Origin of the sequence: Agromyces sp. MMS24-JH15 (genome assembly GCF_043518605.1) — a bacterium.
Taxonomy (GTDB): Bacteria; Actinomycetota; Actinomycetes; order Actinomycetales; family Microbacteriaceae; genus Agromyces.
Window position 1 is genome coordinate 1,996,265 of record NZ_CP171358.1, and the last position, 16,326, is coordinate 2,012,590.

Below are 16,326 nucleotides of genomic sequence, written 5' to 3' on the forward strand. Positions count from 1 at the left end.
CGATCCACCCGCGCGCGGTGTGACGGCAAGGCCGGATGCCCCGGATGTCACATTCGAGGCGGCTGAGCCGTTCCCTCTGCATGGACGAGACTTCGCACCAGCAGGGCCCGCCGCGCCGGCTCGTGAACGCGACCGCGCCGGTCGCGCGCGCGCTCGCCGGACGGCGGTGGATGCCGCTGTGGGCCGTGATCCGGCACCGCGGCCGCCGGAGCGGCACGGCCTACGAGACGCCGATCGCGGTCGTGCCCACCGCGGACGCCTCGATCGTGCTGATCGGGCTGCCGTGGGGCGCGAAGACGAACTGGGCCCGGAACGTCGTCGCGGCCGGCGGCGCGTCGCTGCGGTGGCACGGGCGCGACCTCGACCTCGTGGACCCGCGGATCATCGACGGCGACGAAGCCCAGCGGCTCGCGCGGGCTCCCGTCCGGCCCGTGCTCAAGCGGTTCCCCGCGGCGATCGTGCTCGATCGGGCGTGAGGGTCGCATCCGTTGCAGCTGTCGCTGCCGGCGTCTCCACGCGATTCCGGCCGGTGTCGATCGAGGCCCCGCCCGTTCGACGCCATGATGAGACGGAATCCCGTCGCACTGATCCGGAAGGAACCGCAATGCGCACCCTCATCGTCACCGAGTTCATCACCCTCGACGGCGTCATCGACTCACCGGGCAACGGCGACCACCCGCGTGCCGGCTGGACGTTCAAGGAGGTGCCGTTCGTCGCGGCCGCCTACGAGATCAAGGGCACCGAGCAGCTCGCGGCGGGCGCGATGCTCATCGGCCGGCAGAGCTACGACGAGTTCGCGCCGATCTGGCCGACGATGGAGGAGTTCGCCGAGTACAACGCGATGCCGAAGTACGTCGTCTCGTCGACCCTCGCCGACCCCGAGTGGAACAACACGACCGTGCTCCGCACGCTCGACGAGGTCGCCGAGCTCAAGCAGGGCGACGGCGACCCGATCCTGGTGCACGGCAGCGCCACGCTCGCGCAGGGCCTCGCCGCGGCCGGGCTGGTCGACCGCTACCACCTGCTGCAGTTCCCGGTCACCCTCGGCGAGGGGAAGCGCCTGTTCGACGGGAACGGGCAGGGCACGCTGAAGCTCGTCGAGCACGAGGCCTACGAGAACGGCGTCGTCAAGCTCGTCTTCGACGTCGTGCGCTGAGGCCGGGACGCCGATCGGTCCGCGGGCGCCGGCTCACCCGATCCGTTCGGCGAGCGCGACGATGATGCCCGCGGGCCCGCGGAGGTAGCAGAGGCGGTACACGTCCTCGTAGTTCGCGACGTCGCGCAGCGGTTCGCCGCCGAGGGGACGCAGGCGTTCGAGCGTGGCGTCGAGGTCGTCGACCGCGAACATGATGCGGTGCAGCCCCAGCGTGTTCGGCGGCGGCACCGCCGGCGAGGGCGAGGATGCCTCGGGCCGCAGGTACCTGGTCAGCTCGAGCCGCCCGTGGCCGTCCGGCGTGCGCATCATCGCGATCTCGCTCCGGATGCCGTCGAGTCCGACCGTCTGGTCGGCGAACTCGCCCTCGATGAGCGCGCGATCCTCGAAGTCCAGCCCGAGGGCCGTGAAGAAGGCGATCGCCGCGTCGAGGTCGTCGACGACGATCGCGACGTTGTCCATGCGCTGGATGGTCATGCGGACGACCCTACGGCCGCCCGGCGACCACCGCACCGGCTGCGGCGCACCGGCTGCCGCGCCCGCAGCGGCCTCGATGGAGCGGCGTCAGTCGTCGAGCCACGAGGGGTCGGCGAGGAGCGCTTCGAGCTCGCGGACGAGCCGTGTGGTGTGGAATCCGTCGGCCGACGCGTGGTGGATCTGCACCGCGAGCGGCAGCAGGGTGCGGCCGTCGCGTTCGAGGTACCGGCCGAGCGTGAAGATCGGTGCGAAGTGGCTCGTGCCCCCGTCGATCTGCAGCGTGAACCCGGTGAAGCTCGCCCACGGGAGGCTCGAGATGTCGAACGTGCTCGCGGGGAGGTCGCCCTGCGGGAACATCCCGGTCGCGCGCGACGCGGTCGCGAGCACCTCGACGGCCGCGTCGTGGAACCGCCCGAAGTCGGCGTCGTACGGCACCCAGACCGCCGCGAACGTCTCGCGCTCGGGCTGGAAGACGGTGAACGCCGGGTCCACGACCGGCCACGTCGCGGGCGCGCCGTCGTCGGCGAGGGTCATCCGGAACTCGGCGTGCCGGTTGACGACGTTCGCGATCGCCCAGACCTGCGCCGGGTAGGTCTTGCGCGGCGACCGCGCCAACGCGGCGACGAATGCGGTCACGTCGAGCTCGACGGTGATCGCGTACGTGCACGGAACGCGGTGCCGGTAGTACTCGTACGTCTCGCGGCGCGGCCACGTGGCGAGGTCGATGGGTTCGGGGGTGGTCATGGGCGATCCCGTCGGGAAGTGGATGGGGTGGTGGTCTCAGGCGATGTCGGGCGGCGGAGGTTGCTCCGGGCGCTCCGGCAGGCCGACCTCGAGGATTCGAGTGAGCATGCGCACGGCCCGATCGGGCAGCAGGTCCGCCGGATAGAAGTCCTCGTACAGCTCCTCGGCGTCCTCGATCGTGCGGACATCGCAGATCGCCATGAGCTTGGCGATGTCGACGTCGTCGCGGCCCGGACGGTTCGCCCGCAGCTTCATCACGAGCATCGCCTCGGCCGAGGCGACCTGGATCGCGACCCGACCGTCGTCGTACAGCGTCTCCCACGTCGCGACTCGACGCCCGTACTCCGGGATGAAGCCGGCGGCCTGGTTGTTGAGCCAGTCGGCGGGCCATCCGTTCGCCGCAGCGATCTCTCGTCCGGCGGCGAGCACCCGCTCGGGATCGCCGATCGGGCGAGCGTCGATGTCGACCGTGGATTCCCGGTCGAAGTACCTGAGCGCCAGGGCGGCGCCGCCGATGATCCGGATGCCGGTGCGGTCGCCGGTCTCGCCGAGCTTCGCCACGAGTTGGCGCAGGCCGAGTACGAGCCCGTCGCGATCGAACCTGGTCATGCGCTCGCCAGCGTGTCCTCGTCGACGAGCACGCGACGCTTCGCGAACTCCGGGGGCACGCGATCGGGCGGGGGAGTGAGGGTGTACGGGCCTTCGCCGAGCACCCACGGGCGGCGGAGGGCGCGCTCCGGGGTGTCGGTCCAGTCGGGCAGCGGCAGTCGCTCGGCGCCGAGGTGGTGGGCGACGACCGCAGCGAGCGCGGCATCCCACTGACGACTGCCGGTCGGCTCCGGCGGCGAGATCGCGAGCGCGAAGCGGGCCGCACCGCGCTCCGCGCGGAGGTTGTCGTTGAGCTGGATGAAGCGGCGAAGCGCCAGGTCGTCGCGCCCGTCGGCAACGGCGATCCGGATGTCCGCGGCGATCGCCGCTGTGTCGTCGCGAACGGTCGGCACCGACACGAGTCGATGGCCGGCGGCACGAAGGGCGCGTTCGACGGCGTCGAACGACGGGTTCTGATGGCCGCGTTCGATGAGCGAGAGGTGCGGCTGCGAGAGCTGCGCGCGTCGGCCGAGCGCGCGCTGCGTCAGCTTGCGGCTCTTTCGAGCGGCGCGGATGAGGCTCCCGGCGGTCATGAATACCTCGATTCATTCGGTTCATCTAATACTAGCCCGCCTCCTGCGCTCGCGGGAGGGAGAGAATGGGACATGCTCGAACTCTCCGACGACGACTTCGAGCGGCTGGTCTCCGAGGTGTTCGAGGCGCTCCCCGACGAGATGGTGCGCGGCATCGAGAACGTCGCGATCTCGTTCGAGAACCAGCCGCCGGGGGAGCGGCCGCGCCTGTTCGGGCTGTACCGGGGACATCCGCTGACCACCCGCGGGGTCTACGGGTTCGGCGAACTGCCCGATCGCATCACGCTCTACAAGAACAACCTCGAGGCGCACAGCGCCGACCTCGACGCGCTGCGGGCACGCGTGCACGTCACGCTCGTGCACGAGATCGGCCACTACTTCGGGCTCGACGACGCGAGGCTCCGCGAGCTCGGCTGGGCGTAGCCTGCGCCGGACCGCTCGTCGGATGGATCGCAGGCCCCGCCGCCGGCTGCCTCGCACCCGGCACGCGTGCCGCACCGCGGACGTAGCATCGGCACATGTTCCTGTTCATCGGCGTGTTCCACCGCGAGCGGGAGCTCGCGGTGGTGCGGTTCCACTGCGATCACTGCCACGAGGAGGCGGCGCAGCACATCGTCGAGTCGGGCAGCCGGCTCTGGATCTTCTTCCTCCCGCTGTTCACGTTCTCGCGCCGCTGCGTCGTCGTCTGCGAGCACTGCGGCTGGATCACCGAGGTCAGTCGCGAGTTCGCGAAGGAGGCCGCGGCGCGGGCTCGCGCCTGAGTCGATCAGCGGTCCGGCCGCCCTCGTCCGAGCCGATCGGCGGGCCGTCGGTCAGCGGGTGAGCCGCCGCGCGACGCGCGTCCACGGCAGCGAGGCATCCGGCCGCGCGGCCGCACCGCGCGCCTCGCCGTCGCACCGGACGACCACGGCCCAGTCGTCGAGCGAGGTCCCGGATGCCTCGAGCCGATCCCGCAGCCTCCGCACCGCCTTCGCGGACGGCTCGCCCGGCACCGAGACGTGCGCCATGTGCGTCTCGGCGATCACGGCGACGGCGCGCACGAGCGGCTGCGGCAGGTCGAGTCGGCGCCCGAGCGAGCGGATCAGCTCGGCGCCGCGTTCGGCGTGGCCGTACGAGATGATGCGTCCGTCCTTCCGCCGCGTGGTGCCGGGCTTGCCGAGGTCGTGGAACAGTGCGGCGAGCACGAGCCGGGCGTGGCGATCCGGGTCGAGGTCCTGGTCGCCGGCGGTGCGGACGCGCCCGGCGTTTGGGTGGGCGTCGGCGTGCGCGGCGGCGAGGTCGGCCGCCCACAGCGAGTGCACGAGCACGTCGCCCTCGGGGTGCCACTGCGGGTCCTGCGGGGTGTCGGCGAGTGCAGCGAGCTCGGGGACGGCGTCGACGAGGCCCTCCTCGCGGAGCGCGCGGGACGGGACATCCTCATCGCGCGCGATGCGGAGCAGGGCGGCGCCGAGGTCGCGGTCAGTGCGGATGCCTCGTCCCGCCATGCCTGCCTCCCTCGCTCGCCGTCGCACGGGCACCGAGTCTAGGCGCGGGGCAGGTGCGCAGGCGCGGGCATGCCGCGACCCGCGACCCGCGACGGCGCGGCATGCGACCCGGCCGCGCGCCCGCGCAGGATCGTGAGCACGCCGACGGCGACGAGCCATCCGCTCCACAGGACGTATCCGATGAAGTTGGCCTGGTCGGCCAGAGGCACGTCGAACGGCACGAGCAGGCCGGCGAGGATGAGGCCGGCCGACGCGAGGCCGATCACGGCCAGCGTCCGGGCCATGGCGCCCGCCCGGCGGAGCGCGATGACGGCGAGCACGGTCCAGGCCGCCGTGAGCAGGTAGCCGAGCGTCTCGCCGATGACGGTGCCGAGCACGGCATGGAGCGTGGTGAACGTCGCGGAGAGGGTCTCGCGGTCGCCGGTGGATGCCCCGGGCACGGCGGCCGCGATCCACGGAACGATGAGCGGCCAACGCAGGAGCCCGACGACCTGCACCGCCGAGGCGGCCATGCCGACGATCGCCGCGGCGGTGCCGACGCGCCCGGCGGGGAAGTGTCGCGACAGCCGGACGGCGACGGGCGCGAGCATGGCCGCGCCGAGCGCGAGGAGCGCGAACGTGCCGCCGATGAGCACGGGCTGCTCGGCGAACCGCGCGAGCACGTCGGCGGGAGCGTGCTGGAGCACATCGGGGTAGTCGAACACGGCGCCGAGCACGGCGAACGCGGTGTTGACGATGATCGCGCTCGCGATGAGGAGGAGTCCGGTGAGGGTGGTGGGGCGCATGATCGCTCGTTTCTGTACAGTGTCCAAGGTTGTCGGGAGTGAGCCTGTACGGTGTACAGTGATCTGTCAAGAGGGAGGTGCCGAATGGCCCAGGAGCCCCGTCGTCCCGGCCCCGAGCGGGCCTTCACATCAGGCCAGGTCGCCGACCTGGCCCTCGGCCTGCTCGACGAGCACGGGCCCGACGCGCTCTCGATCCGCCGCGTCGCCGGGCGCATGGGCGTCGCCCCGAACGCCGTCTACACGTACTTCCCCGACAAGTCGGCGCTGCTGCGGGCGGTCGTCGACCGGATCGTCGGCGAGCACGACACCCGCATCCTCGAGGCGACGGAGGTCCCGTGGCGCGAGCGCATCGTCGCGGTCGCGCTCGACATCCGGACTCGACTGCTCGCCCACCCGGGGTCGGCGCTGCTGTTCATGTCGGCGCCGATCGACGGACCGAATTCGCTCGCGCTCGGCGAGGCGCTGCTCGGCGCACTCGCCGACGGCGGGCTCGCGCCCGACGAGGCCGCGCGTGCGTCGTACGCGATCATCGTGCACGTGCTCGGGTCCGTCGCGCTCGAGGCGGCCGAGGTCGACCCGGCCGAGCCGTTGCCGAGCGAGGCCGACCGCATCGCCGGCCGTCGTACGGCGTTCGGGTCGGTGCCGGCCGAGGTCTTCCCGCGCACGGCGGGTGTCGCCGACGTGATGGCGGCGTACGTCGGTACCGAGCAGTTCCGGTGGGGGCTCGAACGGCTGCTCGACGGGTTCGCGGCGGCGGCGCGTTCGCGCTGAATGCGAATGCAACCTACCGGTTGCAATACCTCGTCAATTGTGCAACTCTAAAGTTGCACAATTCGAATGAGGGGGAATGGGCATGCTGCTGGAGGACAAGGTCGCCGTGATCCACGGCGGAGGGGGATCGATCGGAGCGGCCGCGGCGCGGGTGTTCGCCCGCGAGGGCGCGAGGCTGTTCCTGGCCGGCCGGAGCCTGCCGCGACTCGAGGCCGCCGCCGCCGCGGCGAGGGCCGAGGGCGCCGAGGTGACCGCGACGGTCGTCGACGCGATGGACGAGGCGGCCGTCGAGCGGCACCTCGAGGAGGTCGTGGCGGTCGCGGGCCGTATCGACATCGCGCTGAACGCCGTGGGCTTCGACCACGTGCAGGGCCTGCCGATCGCCGGGACGTCGCTCGAGGACTACCTGTACCCGGTCGCCGGGTACCTGCAGACGAACTTCGTGACGGCGAAGGCCGTGTCGCGGCACATGATCGCGCAGCGCAGCGGCGTGATCCTCACGATCTCGACGCCGGGCGCGCGCCTCACTGGCCGCGGCCTCATCGGCAACGCCGCCCAGTCGGCCGGGCTCGAGGGGTTCTCGCGCGCACTCGCCGGCGAACTCGGCCCCGACGGCGTGCGCGTGGTCTGCGTGCGGCCGCACGCGATGTCGGACGCGCTCGCCACGTCGTACACGGCCGACATGTTCGGCCGCATCGCCGACGCCGGCGGCATCCCGATGGACGACTGGCTCGACGGCCTGGTCGGCACCACCATGCTCGGCCGGCTGCCCGTGCTCGACGAGGTCGCGGAGTACCTCGCGTTCGCGGCATCCGATCGCGCCCGCTCGATGACCGGCGCGATCGCGAACCTGACGGCCGGCGCGCTCGTCGACTGAGGCATTCGAGCGCGGGTGGCTCACGCGCCCCGGTGGTTCGTGCGCGGTGCGCCCGCCGCCGCGGGCGCGGTCGACACCGAATCCCGGGCCGCCGAATCCTGCCCCGCCGAAGACCGAGCCGCCCGCCGCGCCGGCGTGTTCGCGAGGAACACGCCGGCGACGAGCACGAGTCCGCCGAAGGTCTCCCACAGGTTCGGGATCTGGCCGAGCAACAGCGCGGCGGACGCCATCGCCACCACGGGTGCGAGCAGCACCCAGGGCACGACCGACGCCGAGCGGTTGCGCGCGAGCAGCGCGTTGAAGATCGCGTAGCCGACGAGGGTGCACAGGCCCGCCGTGTAGAGCGTCGAGAGGATCGGACGCCAGCCGAACGCCGCGATGCCGGCGGCGATCGCATCCGGCCCTTCGATGAGCGCCGACAGGCCGAGCGCCGGCAGTGGCACGACGAGCGACGACCACACCGTCAGCGACAGCGCGCCGAGGCGCTTCGCGGGTGCGACGGGGCCGGCCTTGCGCGAGATGACGTTGCCGATCGCCCACGAGAGCGCGGCGAGCAGGCAGAGCACGACCGCGAGTGCGGGCGCGTCGCCGCCGCGACCGAGCGCGACGACGCCCAGGCCGACGGTGCCGACGAGCACCCCGATCGTCTGCATGCGGTTCGGCCGCTCGCGCAGCGCGAGCGCCGCGACCACGATCGTGAGCACGACCTGCGCCTGGAGCAGCAGGGCGGCGATACCCGGCTGCAGCCCCAGCGCGATCGACGTGTAGAGCAGGGCGAACTGGCCGAGGCTCATGAACAGCCCGACGCCGACGACGGTCCTCCAACTCGCGAGCGGGCGCGGCACGACGACCGCGGCGAGCGCGACGACGGCGAAGCGCACCGCGACGAAGAAGAGCGGCGGGATGCCCGCCATACCCCAGTCGATCACGACGAAGTTGAAGCCCCAGAGTGTCGCCACGGCGGCGGCCAGCAGCATGTCGCGTCTCGTCATGGGTCTACGTTCGCCCGAGGCATCCGGAAACACCAGCGATCATTTCTGTGCATGATTCGGTAGCATCGCTGCATGATCGATCTCGAAGCCGTGGTCGCCCTGCGCGCGGTGGCCACGAACGGCAGCGTTGCGGCGGCGGCCGACGCGCTCGGCTTCACGCCGTCGGCGGTGTCGCAGCAGATCAAGCGCCTCGAGCGCGGCACGCGCGTCGCACTGCTCGAACGGGCGGGCCGCGGCGTCGTGCTGACGGATGCCGGGCGTCAGCTCGTGACGTCGTCGGCGACCGTGCTCGCCGACCTCGAGCGGATCGAGGCCGACCTGCACCTCGCCGGCGGTGCCGCCGGGCGCGATGCGGTCGCCGGCCGCCGGGTCACCGGGGAGGTTCGCATCGGCGCGTTCTCCACCGCCGTGCGGGGCATCCTCACCGACGTGCTCGCGCGCCTGCGCGCCGAGCACCCCGACCTGCGCGTGCCGCTGCGCGAGAGCGAGCCGTGGGAGACCGTCGCGCTCGTGGCATCCGGCCAGCGCGACCTCGGCATCGTGCACCGCTGGGGCGGCGTGGCCCTCGCGATGCCCGAGCACCTGGTCGAGACGCCCCTGTTCACGGATGTCGCGGACGTGATCGTGCGGCGGGACCATCCGCTCGCCGGCCGCGCCGAGCTGTCCCCTGGCGACCTCGCCGGCGAGGGGTGGATCGCGACCTTCGACTCGACGATCTGCCGGCAGTGGCTGCGCCGCCTGTTCGACGGCGTCTCTAACGCGCCGCGCATCGTGCACGAGTCGATGGAGTTCGAGAACCACCTCGAGCTCGTGCGGGCGGGCCTCGGGGTCGCGCTCGTGCCGCGCATGGGCCGGCCGCCGCTGCATCCGGAGCTCGTCGCGATCCCGACGGTGCGCCCGGCGTCGACCCGTGACATCGCGGCGGTGCACCGGCGCAGCCAGGCCGACTCGCCCGCGCTGCAGGCGGTGCTCGACGCGGTGCGCGCGGTCTCGGGGGAGCGCACGCCTGAGCGCCCGCCCGCGTAGGCCCGGCGGCCGGAATGCCGTGCCGCGCGGCGGTGTGCCGGCTCACGCGGGTCAGGCGCGCGTGTACCACTCCACGACGTTGCCGCCGCTGAACGAGCGCACGTCGGCGAGCGCGAACGCCGTCGGCGAGAAGTCGGGCCCGAAGGCGGGCAGGCCGGCACCCGCGACGACCGGGTAGCGCTTGATGACGAGTTCGTCGATCTCGTCGAGGAGCTGACCCGCGAGCCGACCGCCGCCCGCGAGATAGATGCCGAGGCCGGATTCCTCGGCCTTGAGTGCGCGGACGGCTTCGAGCGGGTCATGCGACACGATCTCGACCGCCGGGTCGGGCTGCTCGAGGCTGCGGGAGACGACGACCTGGCGCAGGTGCGCGTACGGCGAGGTGATGCCGAGTTCGAGCGCGGGGTCGTAGGTGCGCCGGCCCATGACGACGGTGTCGAAACGCGTGAGCGGGGCATCCGCAATGCCGAACTGCGTGCGCGCCGCCGTGGGGAGTGCGTCGCCGTAGTCGCCGACCATCCACAGGAAGTAGTCCTCGGAGCCGGCGAAGAAATCGACCTCGTCGTTCGGGCCGGCGATGAAGCCGTCGATCGAGAGGGAGATGTAGTAGGTGAGGGTTCGCATCGATCAACCACTATAGCTATAGTGGTTACGGCGTCAAGAGGCCCGAGAGAGGGAGCGCGCATGGTTCGGAACGCCGAGCGACGGCGACAGCTGTTGGATGCCTCGGTCGAGGTGCTCGCCGCGCAGGGGAGCCGCGGGCTCACGTTCGGGGCGGTCGACCGCGAGGCGGGTGTGCCCGCCGGGACCGCGTCGAACTACTTCGCGACCCGCGACCAACTCGTCGACGAACTCGCCGCGCACGTGTTCGAGCGGCTCGCGCCCGACCCCGACGAGGCCGCCGCGCGCATGGCCGCGGGCCGCACCCGCGAGACCGAACGCGACCTCATGCACTGGCTCGTCGAACGCGCGATGGCGGATCGCGCCGCCCACCTCGCGCTGTTCGAACTGCGACTCGAGGCGACGCGGAACCCGCGGCTCGCGCCCGCGGTGACCAAGCACTTCGCGGGGAACCTCGCCGGGGCGACCTCGGACCACGTCGACGGGGGGTTCCCGGGCGATCGGTCGACCGTGCTGGTGCTGTACCTCGCGATGACCGGGCTGCTGCTGGAGCACCTGACGATGCCCGACCTCCTCGGCGCCGAGCGCGTCGCGGCCGTCGTCGACCAGGTCGTCGCGGCGGTCGTGCCCGCGAGCGACTGACCCCGGCGCCCACGCGGCCTCGGGCGGCGTCAGCCGATCCGCAGGTCCTTCCATCCGAACCCGCCGGGCTCCGGCAGGCTCTTGCGGATCTGCCCGGCCGTGAACATCCGCCGCGGTCGCAGGTCGTCGGGCACGGATGTCGCGGGCGGCGCGGCCTCGGTCACGCCCTCGGCGAGCATCCGCACCTGGGCCTTCGCGACGAGCGGCACCTTCATGGTCCACTCGGTGACCTGCGCGAGCGCGTACTGCGCCCACACCGGCCACGGCACGACCATCACGCGACGGCCGACGACGGATGCCACGCGCCGCACCGCCTTCGACAGCAGCAGCTGCTCGGCGCCCACGACGGCGACGGTCTCGCGAGGCATCCGCCCGTCGATCGCAGCCGTGAGGATGTCGGTGAAGTCGTCGATCGGGATGGGCCGGATCGGCCGCTCGCGGAAGCCGACCGTCGCGAACACGGGCAGGGTCTGCACGGTGTGGCTGAGGTGGTCGATGAGGTGGTCGCCGCGGCCGTAGATCATGCCGGCCTTGAGGATCGTGTAGTCGAGCCCGGAATCGCGCACGAGTTGCTCGGCCGCCCATTTCGACTCGTGGTACGGCGACCCGCAGTCGGGTCTCGCGCGCAGGAAGCTCAGCAGGATCACCTTGCGCACCCCGGCGCGCTTCGCCGCCTCGATCATGTTCGCGGTGCCCTCGATGTGCACGCGCTGGTAGGTCTGGTCGCCGATCTCGCGATTGATCCCCGCGAGGTGCGCCACGACCTCGCATCCCTCGAACGCCCGCGCGAGCGCCTCGACGTCACCGGTGTCGACGCCGGTGCGGCGGGAGATGACGACGGATGCCTCGGGCCCGAGCCGTTCAACCAGGTGTCGCCCGACGAAGCCGGTGCCGCCGGTGATCGCTGTGCGGGGGAGTTGGCTCACGAGTCGGATGCCATGGGAAGCGTGCCGACGACCGGGGCGAACCGCTCAGTGACGTCCGCACCCTCGCGTTCAGCGATCGACATGCGCAACAGGAAGCCATTGACGTGGGGCGACCATCGTGCCGCGGACTTGATCGCCTCAGGTGTCATCTCCCGCGCCCATCGCAGTCGGTACGTTCTGGCATCGAGCACGATGAGCGTGGCGATGTCGAAATCGAACGAACGGAACACGGAGAACACCGCACTGGGGCTCGTCGACGGAGCCCAGGTGCGCGCCTTCACCTGGATGAGGCGACCATCGGTGGTCTTGAGGTCGTAGGACTTCGCCGAGTTCGCAGCGAGTTCGCCACCGTAGACCTCGAGTGCGACGTACTCGGCGTAGTCGCCCAATGGGGCATTGCTGGTGCGCACGACGCCTCGCGCACGAAGCTCCGCAAGGATGTCCGCGTACTGGCCCAGGAGATCCGGCGTCGTCGCTCCCCGCAGCGGACGGCCGGACTCGCCGACGAGCTCACGTTCGACGACCGCCACCTGCTCGTCGGTCAGATCCCATCGAGTCGATCCCGTTTGCAGTGTGCCGTAGTGCGCCCGGAGCACGTCTCGCACGTGCTTCGGCGTGACGTCGTAGCGGCCGGCGAGTTCGGTCGGGGTTACGGGCATACACAGAATGTAGCCGTCAGGTCGGACACCGACATCGTGCCCCGACGCACCTGGTCGAGGCGTGACGGCGCTCACGCCGAGGCGCGGGTGTGCACCTTCGCGCCTTGCGGGTTGAACAGGCAGAGCACTTCGAGCAGGTCGGGGCCGGGGTTGGCGAACCCGTGCGGCACGCGGGTGTCGAACTCGGCGGCCTCACCCGCCTCGACGATGAGGTCGTCGTCGCCGAGCAGGAGTCGCATCCGACCGGAGATCACGTAGATCCAGTCCCAGCCGGGGTGCACGTACTGGCGGATCGGCTGGTCGGGCGTCGGCGGATGCACCTGCTTGAACGCCTCCCACGACCCGGACCCTCCCGAGAGCGGCACCGTCACGACCCCGTTCTTCAGCCGCGGCCGCGGGTGGATGCGCGGGTCGCCGAGCGCCGGTGCGCCCACGAGGTCGTCGAGCGGCAGCCGGTAGAGCCGCGCGAGCGGGAGCAGCAGGTCGAGCTGTGCCCGTCGTGCGCCCGACTCGAGTCGCGACAGCGTGCTCGTCGAGATCCCGCTGGCGTCGCTGACGGCCCGCAGGGTCAGGCCCCGGGACTCGCGGATGGCTCGCAGGCGATCGCCGATGCCGGCCAACTCGTCGCGGTGCTCCATGATCTCTCCGTGTTGCCGTTCGCCAGTTGCTGATACGGCAACAAGCATTGCCGATTCATCCGCCCGACACCAGCATGGACGCATGGAAGACCACGTACAGGAGCCCACGGATGTGGTGATCGTCGGCGGCGGCCCCGCGGGCCTCAGTGCGGCGCTCTCCCTCGGGCGCGCCCGTCGGCGGGTCGTCGTCATCGATTCGGGCGAGCCGCGGAACCGCACCGCCGCGCACATGCACGGCGTGCTCGGTCACGACGGCCTGTCGCCGCTCGCTCTGCTCGATCGCGGCCGCGCCGAGGCAGCCGGGTACGGGGTGCGGATGCTCCGCGGCGAGGTCTCCTCGGCGCGCATCGTCGACGACACCATCGAGGTCGACACGACTGAGGGAGCCATCCGAACGCGTCGGCTCCTGGTCGCGACCGGGCTCGAGGACGTGCTGCCCGACCTCCCCGGGTTCCGCGAGCAGTGGGGGAGCGGGGTCGTCGTCTGCCCGTACTGCGACGGGTGGGAGCACCGCGACGACGTCATCGGCGTCGTGGCGACCTCGCCGGGCAGCATCCACCAGGCGCAGCTGCTGCGGCAGTGGTCGGAGCGCGTCGTCTACTTCGAGAACGTCGTCGGCAAGGCATCCGGTGACGATCGCGACCGCCTCGTGCGCCGCGGAATCCGCATCGAGTCCGGCGCCGTCACCGGGCTTCGCGTCGATGGTGACCGGCTGACGGGCGTCGAGGTCGACGGCCGGGTCATCGAAGTGGGGGTCGTGTTCACCGGCCCTACCATGCGGCCGCGCGATGGGCTGCTCCGATCGCTCGGCGCGTCGACGACCGCGAGCGACCTCGGCGACTGGGTCGACGTCGACGGCGACGGGCGTACCTCCGTGCCGGGCGTGTGGGCGGTCGGCAATGTCGTGAACGTGCGCGCCAATGTGTCGGTCTCGCTCGGTCTCGGCTCCCTCGTGGCGGGCGCGATCAACGCCGACCTCGTCGACGACGACATCGAACAGCTTGCGGCGCAGGTGGTATCAGCGTGATACCAGCCGGTAGGCTTGCCGTCGGCGGAAGGAGCATCCATGGCCATGACGTTGCGCCTCGACGACGAGCACGACCGCCTGCTCGCCGAACTCGCTGCCCGTCTCGGGCGGTCGAAGACCGAGGTCGTCGAGTTCGCGCTCGACGAGCTCGCGGCTCGCGCCGACAAGTCCGCTCGGACGCGGGCGGCGTTCGACCGCGTCCGTGCTCGCGATGCCGAACTGCTCGACCTGCTCTCGCGGTGACGGACTACCTCGATCCCGAGGACGTGGAAGCCCTCCTCGACGAGGAGGGGTTCCATTACAAGGACGGCACGCGCGGTCGCAATCTGCTCCTCTCCGCGCTTGCGGCGCCCATGCCGGTCTTCGGCGAGGAGGTGCATCCGACCCTCGACGAGAAGGCCGCCGTGCTGCTCCTCTCGGTGATGCGCAACCACGCGCTCGCCGACGGGAACAAGCGGCTGGCGTGGCTCGTCACGACCGCCTTCTTCGAGCTCAACGGGGCCGACCTGGTCGTCGATGACGTGCGCGCGGCCGATCGATTCCTGCGCTCGGTGGCCGCGGGCGAGGTCGACGTGGACGGCGTCGCGGCGTGGGTGCGGGAGCGGATGCATCCGCTCGAGTAGCGCCCGACCTGGGGCTTTGATGACTCGGGCGATTGGCGCGAAGTGCGCCCTGCTTCCCCTTCTGCGAACACTCCTCGACTGTCTGCGGGCGGAGGCATCCCTCGACCAAGCGTCGAGTCAACTCGCAAGCGGAAGTTCGGCGTTCGACTCGACTCGCAATGCGCGCACAAGATCAACAAGTGCAACTGTCGAGGCATGAAGTTGTTCCGCGGTGAACTTCGGATTGAAGGTGTTCTCGGGGTGATGAATCGAGTTTCGAACGAATACTGGAAGTGATACTGAATACGACCGACCCTCAGCGCCGCCGACGGACCTCGTCCAGGTGAGCGAGTTTACGATGCCCTGATTGTTGAGGAACGCATTAACCGCCGTTTCGTCAGACTTGCCTCCGTTCGACTCCAGATGGCGTATAACCGCGCCGTAGAGTTCATCATGAAAATCAGTGGTAGGAATAGAGAATGCGCTGAACCCAACCTCACCGACGCTGGGTTTGCCTGAAATGACGAGGCCCATTTTTGTTTCATACTCGACAACTCTTTTGCCCTCGGCATCCCGACTCATGCAGATGACTCGATCACGACTCGAATTAAATTCGCCGAAAAGGTAAGGCGAGTGGGTTGTCACGAAGAGTTGTTCCGCCGAAGCTAGACTTCTCAGGGCTTCCGCGAGCCTGAGTTGGGCGCGCGGGTGCAGCCACGTCTCAGGCTCGTCGATTAGGAGAATGAGGGGCGATTGCAACGCTGCCCCGCCAAGTTTCCCGATCGTGCGCCCAAACTCTTGGATGACAGCGAGCGCGAGAGCCCTCTGCATTCCTGATCCCTTCGCGGAAAGCGGGGTTTCGCCCGAGCCATCATCGACATGCACCCTGCCAGATTTCAAGAACGTCGATGGATCTGGCATCTCGAAGACGAATCGAATGTCCGCTTGGCCGTACTGTTCCTTCACAACGCTGCTGAGCCGATCGGCGAGGGCGCTGGATCGATGGCGGAGAGAGTCGGGTCCATCGATAAATGCCGCTTCATGCGCGGTCTCAAACTGGCTCCATACTCCGGTCTCGAAGAAGTCGCCTACGTTGGTGGCGAGCATTTTTCCGAGCGTCTTGGTGGTATTGAAATCCACCACAGATCCAGGCTCAGTCGTAGCCCAGATTGGCTCAAGGTCGAGCAGGGACCGGAACACAGCGTCAATCCCCGTGGGGTTTTCGAACTGTCCGCGAATAGGGTGCCAAAGACAAAGCTTCTTGCCGTCCAAGGCCACGGATTTCCCTGATTGAGTCACGCTCCTTAGTGTGTCGCTTCGCTCTGCGCGGAGGCAGGTATCTCCGTCCTCGTCGGTGAAGACGTAGTCCCGATAGCGCGCGAACTTCTCGTCCGCTAGATGTGACTCAAGATCTATTCCGGCAATCCAAACCTCAACTCGCAGAGCACCGCCAGATTGTCGATGGAAGTTCTCTGGCCGGTAGTTCGTCGCTGCATAGAGCAATGCCTCGAAGACAGTGGACTTCCCGGAGTTGTTTTCGCCAACGAGGAGATTCAGGCCATTGGAGAATACGAACTCCTGTTGTTCGAAGCTTCGGACGTTCTCGACGACGAGTCGTTTGATGTACACAGGAACCCTTCGGCTAAGTCACAGCTAACGCCCAAACTCTATTTCCAAGCCGGGCCCCTGTGCGCGGCACCTCCGTCCCCAGTTTTGGGGCC

Annotated in this window: 23 protein-coding genes; 11 read left to right on the forward strand and 12 right to left on the reverse strand. The window is 70.1% G+C overall.

Annotated elements, in window-relative coordinates; translation table 11 throughout:
• The first annotated feature begins 80 nt into the window (after positions 1-80).
• Entirely contained in the window at positions 81-476 is a 396-nt protein-coding gene (locus ACDF64_RS09045) for a nitroreductase family deazaflavin-dependent oxidoreductase (protein ID WP_394550573.1), read from the forward strand.
• Between the two features lie 128 nt (positions 477-604).
• Complete coding sequence (locus tag ACDF64_RS09050) at positions 605-1,156, forward strand: dihydrofolate reductase family protein (RefSeq protein ID WP_394550575.1); 552 nt, start codon at positions 605-607, stop codon at positions 1,154-1,156.
• Positions 1,157-1,189: 33 nt separating this feature from the next.
• On the opposite strand, the gene ACDF64_RS09055 is transcribed toward ACDF64_RS09050, so the two are convergent.
• The 4 genes from ACDF64_RS09055 to ACDF64_RS09070 all read right to left on the reverse strand — a co-directional run bounded on the left by ACDF64_RS09055 (position 1,190) and on the right by ACDF64_RS09070 (position 3,555).
• The gene (locus ACDF64_RS09055; RefSeq protein WP_394550576.1) at positions 1,190-1,630 is read right to left on the reverse strand and encodes a VOC family protein; all 441 of its coding nucleotides are present in this window, start codon (positions 1,628-1,630) and stop codon (positions 1,190-1,192) included.
• 87 nt (positions 1,631-1,717) lie between these two features.
• On the reverse strand, positions 1,718-2,374 hold the full coding sequence (locus tag ACDF64_RS09060) for a CatA-like O-acetyltransferase (protein ID WP_394550578.1): 657 nt from the start codon (positions 2,372-2,374) through the stop codon (positions 1,718-1,720).
• 36 nt (positions 2,375-2,410) lie between these two features.
• Positions 2,411-2,983: a DUF6036 family nucleotidyltransferase gene (locus ACDF64_RS09065; protein ID WP_394550580.1), complete on the reverse strand. Its 573-nt coding sequence runs from the start codon at positions 2,981-2,983 to the stop codon at positions 2,411-2,413.
• Positions 2,980-3,555, reverse strand: coding sequence for a helix-turn-helix domain-containing protein (locus tag ACDF64_RS09070; RefSeq protein WP_394550582.1), 576 nt, complete (start codon positions 3,553-3,555; stop codon positions 2,980-2,982). The genes ACDF64_RS09065 and ACDF64_RS09070 overlap by 4 nt, the downstream gene beginning before the upstream one ends.
• Before the next feature lie 72 nt (positions 3,556-3,627).
• Here ACDF64_RS09070 and ACDF64_RS09075 point away from each other — a divergent pair, with 72 nt between their 5' ends.
• Both ACDF64_RS09075 and ACDF64_RS09080 read left to right on the forward strand, forming a co-directional pair.
• Positions 3,628-3,978: a metallopeptidase family protein gene (locus ACDF64_RS09075; RefSeq protein WP_394550583.1), complete on the forward strand. Its 351-nt coding sequence runs from the start codon at positions 3,628-3,630 to the stop codon at positions 3,976-3,978.
• 95 nt (positions 3,979-4,073) lie between these two features.
• Positions 4,074-4,316, forward strand: a complete 243-nt coding sequence (locus ACDF64_RS09080; protein ID WP_394550584.1) for a zinc-ribbon domain-containing protein — start codon at positions 4,074-4,076, stop codon at positions 4,314-4,316.
• A gap of 51 nt (positions 4,317-4,367) precedes the next feature.
• On the opposite strand, the gene ACDF64_RS09085 is transcribed toward ACDF64_RS09080, so the two are convergent.
• Together ACDF64_RS09085 and ACDF64_RS09090 are read right to left on the reverse strand one after the other, a co-directional pair.
• Positions 4,368-5,039, reverse strand: a complete 672-nt coding sequence (locus ACDF64_RS09085; protein ID WP_394550586.1) for an HD domain-containing protein — start codon at positions 5,037-5,039, stop codon at positions 4,368-4,370.
• A gap of 38 nt (positions 5,040-5,077) precedes the next feature.
• Complete coding sequence (locus ACDF64_RS09090; RefSeq protein ID WP_394550587.1) at positions 5,078-5,824, reverse strand: DUF4386 domain-containing protein; 747 nt, start codon at positions 5,822-5,824, stop codon at positions 5,078-5,080.
• A gap of 84 nt (positions 5,825-5,908) precedes the next feature.
• Between ACDF64_RS09090 and ACDF64_RS09095 the strand changes: the two genes are divergently transcribed.
• Positions 5,909-6,595, forward strand: a complete 687-nt coding sequence (locus ACDF64_RS09095) for a TetR/AcrR family transcriptional regulator (RefSeq protein ID WP_394550589.1) — start codon at positions 5,909-5,911, stop codon at positions 6,593-6,595.
• 76 nt (positions 6,596-6,671) lie between these two features.
• A complete protein-coding gene (locus ACDF64_RS09100; RefSeq protein WP_394550590.1) occupies positions 6,672-7,472 on the forward strand; it encodes an SDR family NAD(P)-dependent oxidoreductase in 801 nt (266 codons plus the stop codon).
• Between the two features lie 20 nt (positions 7,473-7,492).
• On the opposite strand, the gene ACDF64_RS09105 is transcribed toward ACDF64_RS09100, so the two are convergent.
• Positions 7,493-8,464, reverse strand: a complete 972-nt coding sequence (locus tag ACDF64_RS09105; protein ID WP_394550592.1) for an EamA family transporter — start codon at positions 8,462-8,464, stop codon at positions 7,493-7,495.
• Positions 8,465-8,536: 72 nt separating this feature from the next.
• Here ACDF64_RS09105 and ACDF64_RS09110 point away from each other — a divergent pair, with 72 nt between their 5' ends.
• Complete coding sequence (locus tag ACDF64_RS09110) at positions 8,537-9,490, forward strand: LysR family transcriptional regulator (RefSeq protein WP_394550594.1); 954 nt, start codon at positions 8,537-8,539, stop codon at positions 9,488-9,490.
• Positions 9,491-9,541: 51 nt separating this feature from the next.
• Here ACDF64_RS09110 and ACDF64_RS09115 read toward each other — a convergent pair whose 3' ends face one another.
• Positions 9,542-10,114: a dihydrofolate reductase family protein gene (locus ACDF64_RS09115; protein WP_394550596.1), complete on the reverse strand. Its 573-nt coding sequence runs from the start codon at positions 10,112-10,114 to the stop codon at positions 9,542-9,544.
• A gap of 60 nt (positions 10,115-10,174) precedes the next feature.
• Between ACDF64_RS09115 and ACDF64_RS09120 the strand changes: the two genes are divergently transcribed.
• The gene (locus ACDF64_RS09120) at positions 10,175-10,753 is read left to right on the forward strand and encodes a TetR/AcrR family transcriptional regulator (protein ID WP_394550598.1); all 579 of its coding nucleotides are present in this window, start codon (positions 10,175-10,177) and stop codon (positions 10,751-10,753) included.
• 29 nt (positions 10,754-10,782) lie between these two features.
• On the opposite strand, the gene ACDF64_RS09125 is transcribed toward ACDF64_RS09120, so the two are convergent.
• From ACDF64_RS09125 to ACDF64_RS09135, 3 genes are all read right to left on the reverse strand, one after another.
• A complete protein-coding gene (locus ACDF64_RS09125; RefSeq protein ID WP_394550600.1) occupies positions 10,783-11,679 on the reverse strand; it encodes an NAD(P)H-binding protein in 897 nt (298 codons plus the stop codon).
• Positions 11,676-12,338, reverse strand: a complete 663-nt coding sequence (locus tag ACDF64_RS09130) for a DUF6998 domain-containing protein (RefSeq protein WP_394550602.1) — start codon at positions 12,336-12,338, stop codon at positions 11,676-11,678. The genes ACDF64_RS09125 and ACDF64_RS09130 overlap by 4 nt, the downstream gene beginning before the upstream one ends.
• Positions 12,339-12,409: 71 nt before the next feature.
• On the reverse strand, positions 12,410-12,976 hold the full coding sequence (locus ACDF64_RS09135) for an XRE family transcriptional regulator (RefSeq protein WP_394550603.1): 567 nt from the start codon (positions 12,974-12,976) through the stop codon (positions 12,410-12,412).
• Between the two features lie 82 nt (positions 12,977-13,058).
• Here ACDF64_RS09135 and ACDF64_RS09140 point away from each other — a divergent pair, with 82 nt between their 5' ends.
• From ACDF64_RS09140 to ACDF64_RS09150, 3 genes are read left to right on the forward strand one after another with little or no spacing between them, the layout of a single operon-like run.
• Positions 13,059-14,003 carry an FAD-dependent oxidoreductase gene (locus ACDF64_RS09140; protein ID WP_394550605.1) on the forward strand — a complete coding sequence of 315 codons (945 nt, stop codon included), beginning with the start codon at positions 13,059-13,061 and terminating at the stop codon, positions 14,001-14,003.
• A gap of 39 nt (positions 14,004-14,042) precedes the next feature.
• On the forward strand, positions 14,043-14,246 hold the full coding sequence (locus ACDF64_RS09145) for a type II toxin-antitoxin system VapB family antitoxin (RefSeq protein WP_394550607.1): 204 nt from the start codon (positions 14,043-14,045) through the stop codon (positions 14,244-14,246).
• Positions 14,243-14,626: a type II toxin-antitoxin system death-on-curing family toxin gene (locus ACDF64_RS09150; protein WP_394550609.1), complete on the forward strand. Its 384-nt coding sequence runs from the start codon at positions 14,243-14,245 to the stop codon at positions 14,624-14,626. The genes ACDF64_RS09145 and ACDF64_RS09150 overlap by 4 nt, the downstream gene beginning before the upstream one ends.
• A gap of 117 nt (positions 14,627-14,743) precedes the next feature.
• On the opposite strand, the gene ACDF64_RS09155 is transcribed toward ACDF64_RS09150, so the two are convergent.
• Positions 14,744-16,234, reverse strand: coding sequence for an ATP-dependent endonuclease (locus ACDF64_RS09155; protein ID WP_394550611.1), 1,491 nt, complete (start codon positions 16,232-16,234; stop codon positions 14,744-14,746).
• Between the last annotated feature and the right edge of the window lie 92 nt (positions 16,235-16,326).